Source organism: Caldicellulosiruptor sp. F32, from assembly GCF_000404025.1.
Classification (GTDB): Bacteria; Bacillota; Thermoanaerobacteria; order Caldicellulosiruptorales; family Caldicellulosiruptoraceae; genus Caldicellulosiruptor; species Caldicellulosiruptor saccharolyticus.
The window spans coordinates 14,642-29,776 of the sequence record NZ_APGP01000044.1 but is presented as its reverse complement, the minus strand read 5'-3'; the positions used below and the strand labels follow the sequence as shown (position 1 = coordinate 29,776).

General features: G+C 34.6%; 13 protein-coding genes and 2 pseudogenes. 9 read left to right on the top strand and 6 right to left on the bottom strand.

Annotation, left to right across the window (positions count from 1 at the left end):
- Positions 1–75 precede the first annotated feature (75 nt).
- From H964_RS04320 to glmS, 4 genes are all read left to right on the top strand, one after another.
- On the top strand, positions 76–2,436 hold the full coding sequence (locus tag H964_RS04320) for an AAA family ATPase (RefSeq protein ID WP_039764984.1): 2,361 nt from the start codon (positions 76–78) through the stop codon (positions 2,434–2,436).
- Positions 2,437–2,451: 15 nt separating this feature from the next.
- The gene (locus tag H964_RS04315) at positions 2,452–3,768 is read left to right on the top strand and encodes a hypothetical protein (RefSeq protein ID WP_237738192.1); all 1,317 of its coding nucleotides are present in this window, start codon (positions 2,452–2,454) and stop codon (positions 3,766–3,768) included.
- Positions 3,769–3,848: 80 nt separating this feature from the next.
- Complete coding sequence (gene glmM, locus H964_RS04310; RefSeq protein ID WP_039764982.1) at positions 3,849–5,198, top strand: phosphoglucosamine mutase; 1,350 nt, start codon at positions 3,849–3,851, stop codon at positions 5,196–5,198.
- A 314-nt stretch (positions 5,199–5,512) separates the two neighbouring features.
- Positions 5,513–7,348 (top strand): glutamine--fructose-6-phosphate transaminase (isomerizing), encoded by a 1,836-nt coding sequence (glmS, locus tag H964_RS04305; RefSeq protein WP_011916178.1) that lies wholly within the window; start codon positions 5,513–5,515, stop codon positions 7,346–7,348.
- 63 nt (positions 7,349–7,411) lie between these two features.
- Here the strand turns inward: glmS and H964_RS04300 are convergent, their stop codons facing one another.
- A complete protein-coding gene (locus H964_RS04300) occupies positions 7,412–7,741 on the bottom strand; it encodes a winged helix-turn-helix transcriptional regulator (protein WP_039764980.1) in 330 nt (109 codons plus the stop codon).
- 131 nt (positions 7,742–7,872) lie between these two features.
- On the opposite strand from H964_RS04300, the gene H964_RS04295 reads away from it, so the two are divergent.
- The 4 genes and pseudogenes from H964_RS04295 (at position 7,873) to H964_RS04280 (ending at position 10,989) form a co-directional block, all read left to right on the top strand.
- Positions 7,873–8,427 (top strand): flavodoxin family protein, encoded by a 555-nt coding sequence (locus tag H964_RS04295; protein ID WP_039764978.1) that lies wholly within the window; start codon positions 7,873–7,875, stop codon positions 8,425–8,427.
- A 249-nt stretch (positions 8,428–8,676) separates the two neighbouring features.
- Positions 8,677–8,961, top strand: a pseudogene (locus H964_RS04290) (UPF0236 family transposase-like protein); the annotation flags it as partial.
- A gap of 61 nt (positions 8,962–9,022) precedes the next feature.
- Positions 9,023–10,198 (top strand): annotated as a pseudogene (locus tag H964_RS04285) (IS256 family transposase).
- Positions 10,199–10,344: 146 nt separating this feature from the next.
- Entirely contained in the window at positions 10,345–10,989 is a 645-nt protein-coding gene (locus H964_RS04280; protein ID WP_011916183.1) for a LysE family transporter, read from the top strand.
- A 108-nt stretch (positions 10,990–11,097) separates the two neighbouring features.
- On the opposite strand, the gene H964_RS11955 is transcribed toward H964_RS04280, so the two are convergent.
- The 5 genes from H964_RS11955 to dinB form a co-directional block, all read right to left on the bottom strand.
- Positions 11,098–11,556 (bottom strand): protein-export chaperone SecB, encoded by a 459-nt coding sequence (locus H964_RS11955; RefSeq protein WP_011916184.1) that lies wholly within the window; start codon positions 11,554–11,556, stop codon positions 11,098–11,100.
- A 2-nt stretch (positions 11,557–11,558) separates the two neighbouring features.
- Positions 11,559–11,876, bottom strand: coding sequence for a hypothetical protein (locus H964_RS04270; protein ID WP_011916185.1), 318 nt, complete (start codon positions 11,874–11,876; stop codon positions 11,559–11,561).
- Positions 11,857–12,393 (bottom strand): hypothetical protein, encoded by a 537-nt coding sequence (locus H964_RS04265; protein WP_011916186.1) that lies wholly within the window; start codon positions 12,391–12,393, stop codon positions 11,857–11,859. Before H964_RS04265 ends, H964_RS04270 begins: the two co-directional genes overlap by 20 nt.
- A 379-nt stretch (positions 12,394–12,772) precedes the next feature.
- Positions 12,773–13,006: a hypothetical protein gene (locus tag H964_RS04260; RefSeq protein WP_011916187.1), complete on the bottom strand. Its 234-nt coding sequence runs from the start codon at positions 13,004–13,006 to the stop codon at positions 12,773–12,775.
- A 45-nt stretch (positions 13,007–13,051) separates the two neighbouring features.
- Positions 13,052–14,287: a DNA polymerase IV gene (gene dinB / locus H964_RS04255; protein WP_039764972.1), complete on the bottom strand. Its 1,236-nt coding sequence runs from the start codon at positions 14,285–14,287 to the stop codon at positions 13,052–13,054.
- Between the two features lie 309 nt (positions 14,288–14,596).
- Here dinB and nuoE point away from each other — a divergent pair, with 309 nt between their 5' ends.
- Positions 14,597–15,121: an NADH-quinone oxidoreductase subunit NuoE gene (nuoE, locus tag H964_RS04250; RefSeq protein WP_039764969.1), complete on the top strand. Its 525-nt coding sequence runs from the start codon at positions 14,597–14,599 to the stop codon at positions 15,119–15,121.
- The last annotated feature ends 14 nt before the right edge of the window (positions 15,122–15,135 follow it).

Sequence of the window (15,135 nt, the reverse complement as noted above, 5' to 3'; positions counted from 1 at the left end):
AGTGAAAAGAGTGTGCTATAATAGCATTAAAGTAAATAAAGGAGAAACAACCCTGCTTTGGAGGCATAGACTAAAATGAAGGTTGAAGATGTGAAAGAAAGGCTTTTTCAAGATAGTTATATAGATATAGCTGTTGAGGAATATTTAAGGTTTAAAGAAAGTAACGAATATGGCGAAAGATACAAAGAGCCAGTTTTGAAAAAACTCAATGATTATTTAAAGAACAAAAGAATAACAGCAGAAAATATCCTGGAAGTTATCAAAGAATTTCAAAATCAAAATCCAACAAGCGGAAGCTTTGTTCATTGGAAAAGCTTGCTTGATTTGTTCAACTTTGCAATGCAAGAACCTTTTAAAGTGGCTGAGCTTTTAAACTTTTTATATGAAGACTCTGCGGATTTAACTCTGAGGATAAAAAGGTTTATAGAGAGTGCTAAAGATTACAATCCTAAGAGCAGTTTTGGCACTCCACTTATTGGATATTTATTAGCAGGGTACGATATGCGCAGGTATCCCTTGTATAAAGATGATGCTTTTAAAGATTTTCTTAGGTCGTTCGGAATTGATGAATTTGCAAAAGATGTTGCTGAAAAGTATTACAATTACTACTCAATATGCGGAATTTTAATAGATTACTTTGTAAAAAAAGACTATATGAAAAATCCTTCTATGTTAGATGCTCAAGATTTTATTTTTTGTATCACATCTTACAAACAGTTAGTGTGTAAGATAGCTGTCAAGTATCTGTATAGTCATGCAAAACTCCTTCATGCTTTTGAGAGGGATATTACAAAATTTATTAATTATATTAATAATCTTCCAGAAGATTATATTGTACACTTAAAGGACAAATATTCAGAGAATGAAAAAGTAAATCTCATAAGATTTAAAATAGCTGAGATGATTTTGGAAAACAAAAAGATAACAGTTGAAGATTTTGAAGAGCTGAAAAATGACGTTCAAAGCAAATCAGAGAAAAATATCTTAAAACCCTGGTCTGATTTTGGAATTTTGTTTCCTTTTTATTTTGATAGATTTAAAGAAAAAGTAGATATAGAATTGAGAAAAATTTACAATGCTATAAAATCAATAGAACACTTTTCTGATTTTGAATTCAAAGAAAACAAATACATCTGCAACTTTGAAGGACCAGCTAATTTTGGATCTTCAAGATGTTGGATTGCTTTGTATCCTAAGGATAAAGAGACACACAAAACATCAGCACAACTGTTTATTGATGTGAGCGCAGAAGGTGTTAAGTATGGTCTTTGGATTGGTTCAGAATTAAAACAAAGAATAAAGGGAGAAGTAGAAGATATTGAAATTATTACGAACGTAGAAGATTTTTCTTTTTCAAAGGTTGAAAAAAAGCTTGTTGATGTTTTTGATAAATTCAAAGAACTTAATTATTCGGAGCAAAATAATGAAGTTAGCACTCAAGAAGCAAAGAAGCCTGAAATAAGTGTCGATTTTGACAAAACCCTAAGAATAGAAAATTTATTTTTCGAAGATGAAGAGGTTTTACTCAAAAGAATCTCCACAGCACTAAAATCGGGTAAACATATTATCTTGATTGGTCCACCTGGCACAGGTAAAACAAAACTGGCAAAAGAAATATGCAAAAGTTATGGTGTTGAGTATGAAATGGTCACAGCTATGTCAGATTGGTCAACATATGATACAATTGGTGGATATAAACCTGACATTGATGGAAGTCTGTTCTTTGATGAAGGAGTATTCTTGAGGCTTTTTAAAGACAAAAATAGCAAAATACTCACCAATAAATGGCTAATAATTGATGAGATTAACAGAGCAGATATAGACAAGGCATTTGGTGCTCTTTTTTCAGTGATAACAGGTCAAAAAGTAATTCTGAGTTTTAAAACCAAGGAAGGTGAAAACATAGTTATAAGGCCTCAAGAGGGTGATGACGATATCTATCCCAAAGACCATGAATATATAGTGCCGAGAGATTTTAGAATAATTGGGACAATGAATACATTTGACAAAACTTCTCTTTATGAGATGAGCTATGCATTCATGAGAAGATTTGCCTTCATTCCTGTCACCATTCCCAAAAACATTGATGGTGAACTTGTAGAGAAGTATTTAAGAATTTGGGGAATAGAAGACAGGAGCATTAACAACATTAGCTTAAAAGAGGGTTTAGCAAAGGTTTGGGAAATCACTAATAGATATCGAAAAATTGGGCCAGGAATTATTGAAGATGTAGCAAGATATGTAAGCATTGAAGGGGATTATACTTCTGCAGTAATTTTGTATATTTTACCACAGTTTGAAGGGCTTTTAGAAAATGAGATAAAAAACTTTGTGGAAGAATTATGTCAAAGTGAAATCGGTGATTTTACAAAGCAGAAAGAAAAATTAAAAGATTTTGTAAGTGATTTTTTTGGTTTTTTTGGTATTAGTTTTTGACAATGGGTGATAATTATGAAAACACCAAAGGAAGTACTTTATGAAGCCATTAAAGACCATTTGATTATTTACCTCAAATCCGGCAAATTGTCACTGTTTACTTTTTTAAACAAATTGAATTTGAATATTCATAGGATAGAAGACCTATTAAGAATTCATTTTTTACTAAAATCAGAAGTAAGAGATTTTGTATTAAATCTTCCAAGTATGCTAAGAAAGTTAAAAGTCTCAACCATTCTAAGTGAAGAAACAAATCATGTTCAAGTTAAAGGTCAGATAAATTGGCAGAAGACACTTATAAGAAGATTTAACCAAAATTGTAAAGATTCAACACTCTTGTGTTGCAATCAGACAAATAAACTGTATAGTACAAAGGAAAACCTTGTTTTGAAGGAATTCGTAAGAGTATTGTATGAAACTATATTTCTGGATATTGGTATGGAAAGGTTTACCAAATTTGAATGGTATGAAAAGGGAAAAGAGATAAATAAAATTGTTAAGGAACTGTATGAAAAAAATTCATACTTAAGTAAGATAGACCTTAACCATGCAAAGATAACGGATAGAATGATTGAAATGGTTTCAAAGCACAGAAATAATTTATATAGTCAAGCTGCAAAGCTTTTAAGAGAATATAGAAGAGTTGTGCGGCTTGATTTAGAAGAGGAAGAAATAAAAAATCTATTTGAGAAAACTTTTATTGAAGTGGCTGATGAGAGTACGTTGTTTGAACTCTACTGGATAATTAGAATTTTGCGAGATAACGCTTCAGATGAAAAGTTATTTGTTGTAGATGGGAAAAATAATAAAATTGCTATGTGGGAAGATGAGGTATTTGAGTATCATCTTTATCACAATGTTTCTAATTTGAAAGACATTATGTTTAAAGTAGGATTTGAAGAGGTGGAAGATGTAGATAATGAATATTTCAAAAGATATACAAATGCAAGAAAAATGGCTAAACAATTGGCTTTTTATCTTTTTGACAACAAAAATACTTCTGATGACAGTTTTTGGAGTGGTAGACCTGATATTCTAATAGAAGTTCGCAATAAAAACAATGGCGAATTGGTGAAATTGGTAATTGGAGAGGTAAAATATACTACAGATAGGGAATACATGATGGAAGGTCTTTATCAGTTATTAGAATACATCTATTTTGTCAAACAGAATGATAAATATCTCTTTCACAACCAAAAGAATAGAGTTGAAGTCCAAGGTGTACTTTTTGTTGATAACATTGAATTTACACCTCTTGAAAAAACTACTGGATTAAAATTTATACTCCACACTCCAGTAAAGTTATTCTTTGCCAAAGAACCAACTAAATAAATGTTCACATTGTTATTTTTCGAACATAGGTATATAATAGATAAAGTAATAAATCACTTTCATATGAAAGGGGGACGAGAATGGGAAAACTTTTTGGGACAGATGGTGTTAGAGGCATTGCAAATAAAGAACTTACATGCGAGCTTGCGTTTGACTTAGGAAGGGCTGGAGCATATGTGCTTGCTGAAACAAAGCAAAAGCCCAAAATTTTGATTGGCAAGGACACAAGAATCTCGTGCGATATGCTGGAAGCTGCCCTCTGTGCAGGACTTACATCGGTTGGAGCAGATGTGTACTTGGCAGGAGTTGTCACAACACCTGCAATAGCTCATCTGGTAAAATCCCACGGGTTTGATGCAGGGATTATGATTTCTGCATCACACAATCCGTATGAGTTTAATGGTATCAAATTTTTTAATTCCCAGGGTTTTAAGCTTTCTGACCAGATTGAAGAAAAAATTGAAGATATTATTTTAAACAAAAAATGGGATGAGGTTCCACACGCTCAATTTGATGCGATAGGAAGGGTAAATAGGGTTGATCTTAAAAAGGACTATCAAGAATACTTAAAATCGACATTAAATGGTGCAAGCTTCAAAGGACTTAAAATTGTCATTGACTGTGCAAATGGTGCAGCCTCTGCAATAGCACCAGAAGTTTTTGAAGATCTTGGAGCAGAGGTCGTGGTAATAAACAATCAGCCAGATGGTACAAACATTAACAAAAACTGTGGGTCTACTCACCTCCAAGCTTTGCAAGAGGAAGTTGTTAAAAACAAAGCTGACTTTGGCATTGCATATGATGGTGATGCAGACAGGACGCTTTTTGTTGATGAAGAGGGCAATACTGTTGATGGGGACAAAATAATGCTTCTTTTAGCACAAAACCTAAAACAGCAGGGAAGACTAAGTTGCAACACCTTGGTTGTGACAGTCATGAGCAACATGGGACTTTTTGTTGCAGCAAAAGAACTTGGCATCAACCTGGAAGTTACAAAAGTTGGAGACAGGTATGTTCTTGAAAAGATGCTGGAAGGCGGCTATAGTATTGGCGGCGAGCAGTCAGGCCACATAATACTTTTAGACTATGCAACAACAGGCGATGGAATTTTAACCAGCCTTCAGCTGACAAAGCTTATTAGAGAAAGCGGTAAGAAGCTTTCTGAGCTTGGAAAGATCATGAAGGTATATCCTCAAGTGCTTGTAAACGCTAAGGTTGAAAATGGAAAGAAAGACCTTTATTCAAAAGACCCTGTAATTTTAGAGGCAATCAAGAAGGTTGAAGAAAAGCTAAACGGCAAAGGAAGAGTCTTGATAAGACCATCTGGCACAGAGCCTTTAATTAGGGTAATGATTGAAGGCGAGGATTATGAAGAGATTAAAAAAGATGCAGATAATCTTGCAAGCTTGATTGAGTCAAGGCTTTCATAAAAGTTTCTAAGCTAAGTTAAAAAAAGCTTTTTTTAACAAAAAGCTTTTTCAAAGCGCCAGGACCTCTGGAAATTATAGCGCTATTGCCTTTGCGCATTTTTTCCAGAGGTTGACGAGGACTGGGGAGAATCGAGGTTTTCGGCGGGTGCCCCAGCGGGGTTTTGCCTTTTTCCCTCGCAACTTTCTGCTACAAACCCCGGAAGGCAACTTCTGGGACAAAGGCAGAAAGAAAAAAGGCTTATATCCTTGTATTGGCTATGAGAAAATAGCAGCTTGGAAATTAAATATAAAGCTCAAAAGGAGGACAAAAACAAATGTGCGGAATTGTTGGCTATGTTGGCACAAAAAACTGTGTCCCTATTTTGCTCTCTGGGCTTAAAAGACTTGAGTACAGGGGATACGATTCTGCCGGTGTGGCAGTTATCGATATAGATAAATCAAAGATTGACATAGTAAAGACAAAAGGAAGGCTTACCATTTTGGAAGAGAAGCTAAATCAGAATCCAATTGAAGGTTTTGTTGGGATTGGTCATACAAGATGGGCAACACACGGTGAGCCGTCTGATGAGAACTCACATCCGCATGTGAGCCAGAACGGCAAGGTTGCAATTGTCCACAACGGAATCATAGAAAACTATTTGAAGCTGAAAGAATTTCTCATAAAGAAAGGTTACACTTTTGCATCAGATACAGACACTGAGGTTGTTGCTCATCTTATAGAGTATTACTATGACGGTGACATTTTAGATGCATTTATAAAGACTCTTGAAAAGATACAGGGCTCATATGCGCTTGGTGTTCTTTGTCTTGACAGACCGGATATGATACTTGCAGCAAGAAAAGACAGTCCATTAATTGTGGGACTTGGCCAGGGTGAAAACTTCATAGCATCAGATATCCCAGCTATACTGGAGTACACAAGAGATACCTATATTCTTGAAGAAAATGAGATTGCCATTGTGACAAAAGATAAGGTAGAGATTGTAAATACCGAAAAAGAGCCAGTTAAAAAAGAGGTATTTCATGTTACATGGGATGTATCAAGTGCAGAAAAGGGCGGCTATGAACATTTCATGATAAAAGAGATAATGGAGCAGCCAAAGGCTATCAGAGATACCTTGACAGGTAGGCTTCCAGACAGTGGTTTTGAAGTGAACCTTGATGGAATTAAGATTACCAAAGAGGATTTACAAAAACTCAACAAGATATTTATCGTTGCATGTGGTACAGCATACCATGCGGGGATTGTAGGAAAGCATGTCATTGAAAAGCTCACAAGAATTCCTGTTGAGGTTGACATAGCAAGCGAGTTCAGATACAGAGACCCAATAGTAGATGAGAATACATTAACAATTGTGATTTCCCAGTCTGGTGAGACAATAGACACACTTGTTGCAATGAGAGAGGCAAAGGCAAGAGGTTCAAGAACGCTTGGGATTGTAAATGTTGTCGGGTCATCAATTGCAAGAGAGGTAGATGACTGTCTTTATACATGGGCAGGACCTGAGATTGCGGTTGCATCAACAAAAGCTTACACAACACAGCTAATATGCCTGTATCTTATTGCACTTGACTTTGCGACAAAGCTTGGAACAATTTCTTATGAAGACTTTGCAAAAATCAGAGATGAGATCAAACGACTTCCTGAAAAGGTTGAGTATGTTCTGACACATAGGGAAAATATACAAAAGTATGCGTCTGAGCATTTCAATGCAAAGGACATCTTTTATTTGGGAAGAGGCTTGGACTTTGCAGTTGCAATGGAAGGGTCTTTAAAACTCAAAGAGATTTCGTACATTCACTCAGAAGCATATGCAGCAGGTGAGCTAAAACATGGAACAATTGCACTGATTGAAGACGGAACATTTGTAATTGCGCTGGCAACACAGGAAAAGCTTTTTGAAAAGATGGTAAGCAACATAAAAGAGGTAAAATCACGTGGTGCTGTTGTACTTTCTGTTGCTCAGGAGGGAAATACCGACATAGAAAATGTATCAGACCATGTTTTGTATATTCCAAGGACACTTGACATTTTAGCACCAGTTTTGACAGTTGTGCCACTGCAGCTTTTTGCATACTACACAGCAGTCCAGAGAGGCTGCGATGTTGACAAGCCAAGGAACTTGGCAAAGAGTGTGACTGTGGAGTGATTTGAAAAAATTCAACAAAATAGGGATAAGTGGTTACAGCAATATCAAAAAAAGATGTGCCACTTATCCCTTAATTTTTTTATACCTCTCTCCCCACTCATACATAGCATCAAGAATGGGTTTTAAGCTAAGCCCAAGCTCTGTGAGCGTATACTCAACCCTTGGCGGAACTTCTGGGTAAACCTTTCTAATGACAAGCCCATCCTTTTCCATTGACCGTAGCTGCTGTGTGAGAACCTTTTGGCTAATGCCATTTATGCACTTTAGAAGTTGATTAAACCTTTTTGTACCGTGCAAGAGCTCTCTCAAAATAAGGATTTTCCATTTACTACCTATCAAGGCCAGCGTAATTTCCACAGGACAGAGTGGCATATTCTCATTTGAATTTTTCAATGTTCATAACCCCTTTTTTTTCTTTAAGGTTACCTAAAGTATAGTATATCACAAAAAAGTACCTACTTGCAATTATATACTAACAGTGAATAATATATTATTTGTAATCAGTGGGAAGGAGGGATTCCAAAGTGAAGGTAATAGGAATTATTGGCAGTCCGCGCAAAGGTGGCAATACCGAAATTTTGGTTGAAAAAATCTTAAGCGGTGCAAAAGAAGCAGGGCTTGATGTGGAAATATTTAAATTGAATGAGCTGAATATTCATCCCTGCCAGGGATGTAATTTTTGCCAAGAAAACGGCAGGTGCCAACAGCAAGACGACATGCAAAAAATATATAATGCGCTGTATGCTGCCGATGCACTGGTTGTTGGCTCTCCAATTTACATGAGCTATGTTACAGCCCAGACCAAGCTTTTTTTAGACAGACTGTATGCGCTTTTAAAGATTGGAGAAGGTTCAAGAATACCTGCTGGCAAAAAGTGTGTTCTTGTATATACTCAAGGTGCTGGCACAGATGGAGAGAAGATAATGAACGCAATAGCTGGATTTTTTAAATGGGCATTTAATATGGAGATAAAAGCTATAATAGGTAGTAATAACCTAAATCCTGCAGGCGAAGTGACAAATAGAAAAGAATTACTTGAAAGAGCTTTTGAGGTGGGAAAAGAGATTGTAAAAGGATAATATAATAAAATTTAAAAATTGAAGATAGAAGTTAATAATTACAGTAAATAATTACAGTAGGGATAAGTGCAATTGTTGAAAATAAAGTGTTCAAGTTTCCACTTTTCCATAGATTCTTAGTGTAAAATATTTATAGGATATTGAATGGAAAAAAGCTCCCTCCTCTTGGTAGAAGAGAAAAAATGATGTAGAATATAAGGTTGAAAAAACTAAAGAGAAAAGGAAAAGCAAACCAAAGGAAGGAGCAAAATGACTAAAGATATTGTATCAAAAATAAAAGAACTTTTAAAGACTTTTGAGGACGGATTAGAGAAGATAGTGCGAAGGGAGAAGGATTTAACAGAATATTCAATTGAGCTTAAGAAGCAATTGGACCAGATAGGTAAGGGGATAATAGAGGAGGCATGTAAATTTATAGATGAAGTGGTGAAAGAAAGCAGAGAGAGGAAGAAGAGGTATGAGGTTGTAAGGAAAGATAAGAGAAGTTTAAGGACAATATTTGGGGATATTGAATATGAGAGGAGGGAGTTAAAATAAAATTGTGTCCACTGTATAATTTAGTATTGAAATAATCATCAAAGGGGGACTACTTAAAATGAATAAAAACGAAATTTTCGAAACTACTAAAAACATGGCCCAAGAAGCAAGTATTAAATATGTATTGCTTCCTGTGATGGCTCTATCCGCCCAGCTCTAAAGCAACTACAAGTAAAACTTGCAACACCTGCCTTGTGTCTTGAAATCTCTGTCCCTCGAACACGCCCTTAGAATTTCCGACCTTCTATTCTCTTCTTTTTCGCTACAAAAGAGTTGATAGTTCGTACACCGATCTTCTTATATCGCAAGTATGTCAATGGTTATTCTTTAGCGTTCCCTTGTCCAGACTTTGAAAAACTTAAATCTCCCTTATTCCGAAAACAAAATCCTAAAAATCAAAGAAGACCTCAAAAAATGAACTTCAATTATTCAAACAAAAAGAATTGCCCACAAGTGCTTTTGCTTCTTTTCATCGATGGTTATTCAGAAGTGAAGTTAAGGATAATTCTAAGATAAAACTTGCTACTTGCAATGCCAGCCTCGGTATCGACTCAAAAAAGGTAAAAAAGACATTTTGGTATTCTGCTCTTTCTTCGGAAAAGAAAATAAGGCTGATTGGATGAAAGTATTTAAAGACTTAATTACAAGAGGTTTTAAAGAAGTTTTAATTGTTATAAGCGATGATTTTCCTGGTATTAAAGATGCTGTCAAACTTGCTTACCCTCTTGCTGAGCTTGAGCTTGCTTTTGTCCACCTTGAGCAAAATAGCTGAAAAAATATATGACAAAATTATAGAGCTTTCAGCTTTTAACAAGAGTTTAGAAAGATTTAGAATTTCTTTCTCCGATTTTGACAAAGCTGCAGCAAAATTTAAAGAACTTTGCGATGGATACCTTTCAAAATATCCTCGATTTGTTAAAACAATATCAGAAAAAGCAGAGTTTTATCTTGCCCATATGAAATACCCCATATGAAATACCCTGAAGAATTAAGAAAGCATATTTATACCACAAGCGCCGTTGGAAGTGTAAATAGCATGATTGAAAAGTAAAGAAGTAAAATTCAGGTGGATATATCAAGACTGCCAAAGTCTTAGAAATTAATATTTACTTACAGCAAGAAACCTTACGCCGTACAAAATGGAAAAATAGAGCTTTTCAGTATTAGAAAATACATCAATAACATAACCCAACTTTACAACTTGCGTTATAAATTGGAAACACAAAATTCTTGACAAGTCTCGAAGTTAGTTAATTAAAGAAAATTGTGTTGTTAGTACTTTCATAAACGGTAAGATTTTATTAAAATAAAATTAATTAATATCAAAATTTGCTGTTATTATATTGAAGTCGACTTTTATAATAAGAGAGGTTAATTAATATGGCTTTATGGGGAATTTTTATCAGTGCGTTTTTAATAGGCTTTTCAGGAGCAATGATGCCAGGGCCAATGTTAGGGGTCACGATTGACGGCAGTCTAAAAAAAGGGTGGACAGCAGGACCTTTGACAGTATTAGGACACGGAATGCTGGAACTTATATTAATTGTCATCATGACATTCGGGCTTAAAGATTTTTTTACTAATCCGACAGTTGCAGGATTTGTTGGACTATTTGGCGGTGCTTTCCTTGCATGGATGGGGTATGGAATGATAAAGTCCGGCATAAACAAGTCAGTTTCTCTGGAAAATCAAATAACGGGAAATAGTGCAGGCATGAGAAATCTTGTATTGGCAGGAGCACTTGTAAGCGCTACTAATCCTTACTTCATTCTCTGGTGGGCGTCTACGGGGATGGAATTAATACGCCAGTCTTATACTTTAGGGTTAATTGGCGTTTTGTTCTTTTTTATAGGACATATTTTATCGGACTTTGTGTGGTATTCAGCAATTTCCATGGCACTTTCCAGAGGAAAAAAACTGATAAGTGATGTTGTATATCGCTGGATTATTTTGTTGTTAGGCATATTTATTTTAGCATTTTCAATCTATTTTATAAATAGTGGTTGGAAAATGCTTCAAACCTGATGATATAATTTCAAGAGGGACCTAATGAAAAAAGGTACTATTGCCTTGTAATAGATTTAAAATTTAAACTGGAGGGCAAGCTCTATGAAATCAATTAATATATACCACTCATTCTCCTTGGAAACCTGAATTTTCTTTGTCTTTTTTTTCTTGTTCTTTAATAAAATTAACCACATTTATCACGGGCAAAATAAGAGGATTAATATTAGCTGCTTTTGTTATATCTGAAACAGTTGAACGTAAATAAGGAAATAAAATTGCTGTACCGTTATATTTAGTTAATTCAATAAATTTTTCTCGTTCTATGTTCTCACTTCCTCTAAAATAACCTGTTAATGAAATTTCTAAACTAAAAGGAAAATTATTCTCTTCTGCGTTTCCAAATATGTTACACTTTAATGTAACGGTCGATTTTTTTTCTTCTTCTCTTACATTTATGTTGACAGCTAAAGAAAATCTTACTTCTATTGGCTTATTTTCTAATTTTGCTTGATGATTATAATTATAATGAATATAATCAACCACATAATTTTCAAATCTGAAATACGGAGCACTAACTTCTTTCATCACTAAGCCACCTTTTGCCCTATATTTAAATCCTCTATATTTATATTAATTTCTTCATTATTCTCAAAAACATAATATGGATAAGTGGAGTACCACATATCTCCCTTTAAGCTCAAGTTATCAATGTAATCGTTATTTTCAATCTTACTTGTATTAACCCCTACTGGATAAGCTATTTCGAAATCATAGTAAAGTTCTTCTATAGACTCTTCTTTGCTATTCTCAATTTCTTCTAATAACCGTAATAATTCTTCATCGGTCATGTTATCTATCTGTTTATTGATATAATCAAAATATTCCTTAACAGTAATAGGTCTCATTGATATATACCTCCTCAATGCTTTTTATGCATTCAATATTTTTCACACATACTTGAACCTGTATAGGATATATGTTAGTGCCTGATATTGGTTTGCTGCTGGGAACTATATATGCAGCTCTGACAACATCAAAAGGACAAAGTCTATACATTAAATCTATTACATGCAACTCTCTCCACCTAAATTTATTATTCCCCTTATTATCAATTCTATTCTTAATTTTATGAACAAGTGCTTTAAACAATTCAAATGTTTCCAAATCACACAAATCCAACAGAGTATCAGCTTCTATTCGACTTTTTATTATTACCCAGTCGCGATATTTTCTTGCCTTGGTACACCAATTATAAGCCTGCTTTAAATCATTTTCAAAAAAATAAACACCTTCACCTAACCACTGCTTTTTACCCCTCGATATCAAAAATTTTTTGCTTGCTAATATTTTTATAGCACTTTCACGAGTTGTTCCATGATAGCCTGTACAGGAATAAGGTCTTATTAATTTAAGTTTTTCCATATCAATGATATGTATCTCCCTTTGTTAGCTTATTTTAAAATTTCACAATTAACATTCTAACGACATTATAACACTTGAAGAAAAAAAGTGAAGTATAAAATTTGGAAATTTTCCTTGTCAGTTCTAAGTCAAATATGTTATTAAATAAAGTTATTGATGCCACATCTTTATAGATAAAGATAGTTTCAATCAAGTTTATAGCCACTGTCTGCTAATAACATTCTTAGGTTTGTTGTCTAATATCTCCTACACAGGATCAAGATGTTCTGGAATTGTTGAATAAAAAATGTTATCTCATGCACAGCTTTAGCAGGGTTTAACCCGCCTCTGAGACTACCGTGGATAAATGTACATAAGCTTAGAGAGATGAAACATAAAACTATGTAAATTCCACAAACCACCTATTCTCATCACAAAAAAGATACAGTACTTTTGAGCGGACAAGGATTTTATATCTTATGCCTTGTCCGCCTGCTTTTAAAGAGGCAGCATTTCTTTTTTCTATAATTTTGTCAATCTCATATGTTTTCCCATCAACCCAGACAAACGAAATTGGAGTTATTTCTCCTTCCTTTGAAAAATGAGCATAAACTTCTACAAATATTTTTCTCATTTTAAAAACCCTCACCCTCTCATGTTTGTTTTGAAAAACAAAATTTTATTTGAAAAATGCAACAGGATGAATTTTGTTGTGCAGAGGAATCTCGCAAGGCAAGTCAGATTTAGTCAAAAGTATAGCTGGCAAAACTGCGCTCTGCCCAAACCTTCTTCGAATTTGGTCAATAGCTTTTTCAAGCTGTTCTAATTTGAGCTTTTTCAAACTGTCAAACTCAAGCTGATAAAATGAGTTTGCACAAACAAGATCTAAAGCTCTTACGCCAAGCGACCTTATGCTATTTTTAAAGTTCCAGTGTTTTTTAAATATTTCAAAAGCTTTTTGAGAGATTTCTCTTGCCAGAAAAGTAGGATTTTTGAGTTTTTCCTGCCTTGTTATTGAAAAAAGGAAACTGTCTCTTATCCAAACTTGGACTGTATAACATTTTAAATACTGCTGACGAAGCCTCTGCGCAACAGACTCAGAAAGCATTCTAATAACATATTCTGCATCTTCGTAGCAAGTCAAATCTCTTGGCAGTGTTATGCTATTGCCAATTCCTTTGATGTTATCTTCAAAAAGTGGGGGAGTAACAGGTGTTGTGTCAAGTCCATTTGCAAATATCCAGAGTACCTCACCCCATTTGCCAAGGATTCTTTTAAGATATTCAGGTGAGCTTTTGGCTATATCACCTATTGTATAAATTGCCCTTGAACTGAGCTTCTTTTCTGTTGCGCTACCGACATACAAGAGGTCTTTTGCAGGCAGCGGCCAGACAATTTGTTTAAAGTTTTCTTTTGTGATAACTGTTACAGCATCGGGTTTTTTGTAGTCGCTTCCAAGCTTTGCAAATACTTTGTTAAATGATACTCCAACAGATACCGTCAGACCAAGCTCAGTTTTTATTCTTTCTTTGATTTCATAAGCAATCTTTCTGCCACTTCCTAAAATTTTTGTAGACTCTGTCACATCAAGCCAGCACTCGTCAATTCCAAAAGGCTCTATCAAATCTGTATACTCAGAGTAAATTTGTTGCACAAGTTTTGAAAATCGGATATAAAGAGGAAAATTAGGCTTTAAAATTACAAGGTTTGGACATTTTCTCAGTGCCTGCCATATAACATCGCCTGTTTGAATACCATATGATTTTGCAATCTGATTTTTTGCAAGAACTATTCCATGTCGAAGCTCACTTTCACCACAAACAGCAACAGGTTTGTTTTTCAGCTCAGGATGATAAAGACATTCAACAGACGCATAGAAGTTATTAAGGTCACAGTGCAAAATCACCCTGCCCACTTTTTCTCACCTATAGAACATAAGTTTGTATATACATTATAACACCGAAAATATGTTTGATAAATAGAAATATTAGGCAATTTCAAAAAAAGCTATTCAGATTTATTCCATACTCGAAATATATAGCCATTTGATACTGAAATAAGATTTACAGGGAGAAAAAGTTTAATAAAGGAATGACGGCAAGGAACTGTTTTGTTACCGCTAAACATTGTGCAATGTGAAAAAATGATTTATAATAAATTGATGACTAACTATGAAAGACTTCTCATGCTTTTGATTTTTTAGATACAGGAAGGGATGATGTATATGAGTTGCCCTGAATGTGAAAACAGATTGGTCTCTAATTTTAAAAACCAGAAAGTAGATCTTTCTTTGCTTGACCCTGTTTTGGATGAGTACAAAGGAGAAAAGAGTAACATTATAGCGATTTTACAAAAAACACAAGAGATTTACGGATTTCTGCCATTAGATGCACTAAGTTATATCTCAGAAAAAACAGGTGTAAAAAAGGCTAAGATATATGGAATTGCAACCTTTTATGCTCAATTTAGGTTAAAGCCAGTTGGGAAATATGTGATCTTACAATGCCAAGGGACTGCATGCCATGTAAATGGGTCTGAAGAGATTAAGAATGCCTTGTGTGATGAATTGAATATAAAGCCAGGTGACACAACAGAAGACGGGATGTTCACCTTAGAAGAGGTTGCATGTCTTGGTTGCTGTAGTCTTGCACCTGTTATGATGATAAATGGTGAAACATATGGAAAACTTACACCTGATAAGGCAAGGGAAATTATACGTAGGATATATGAAAGAGAGAAAAATGTATAGAAGAGGTGGCAGAG

Coding starts and splice junctions, on each gene's coding strand:
- H964_RS11955 (WP_011916184.1), bottom strand. CDS start 11,556: ATGAAAGAAGTTAGTGCTCCGTATTTCAGATTTGAAAATTATGTGGTT.
- glmS (WP_011916178.1), top strand. CDS start 5,513: ATGTGCGGAATTGTTGGCTATGTTGGCACAAAAAACTGTGTCCCTATT.
- H964_RS04280 (WP_011916183.1), top strand. CDS start 10,345: ATGGCTTTATGGGGAATTTTTATCAGTGCGTTTTTAATAGGCTTTTCA.
- H964_RS04260 (WP_011916187.1), bottom strand. CDS start 13,006: ATGAGAAAAATATTTGTAGAAGTTTATGCTCATTTTTCAAAGGAAGGA.
- H964_RS04315 (WP_237738192.1), top strand. CDS start 2,452: ATGAAAACACCAAAGGAAGTACTTTATGAAGCCATTAAAGACCATTTG.
- glmM (WP_039764982.1), top strand. CDS start 3,849: ATGGGAAAACTTTTTGGGACAGATGGTGTTAGAGGCATTGCAAATAAA.
- nuoE (WP_039764969.1), top strand. CDS start 14,597: ATGAGTTGCCCTGAATGTGAAAACAGATTGGTCTCTAATTTTAAAAAC.
- H964_RS04270 (WP_011916185.1), bottom strand. CDS start 11,876: ATGAGACCTATTACTGTTAAGGAATATTTTGATTATATCAATAAACAG.
- H964_RS04265 (WP_011916186.1), bottom strand. CDS start 12,393: ATGGAAAAACTTAAATTAATAAGACCTTATTCCTGTACAGGCTATCAT.
- H964_RS04320 (WP_039764984.1), top strand. CDS start 76: ATGAAGGTTGAAGATGTGAAAGAAAGGCTTTTTCAAGATAGTTATATA.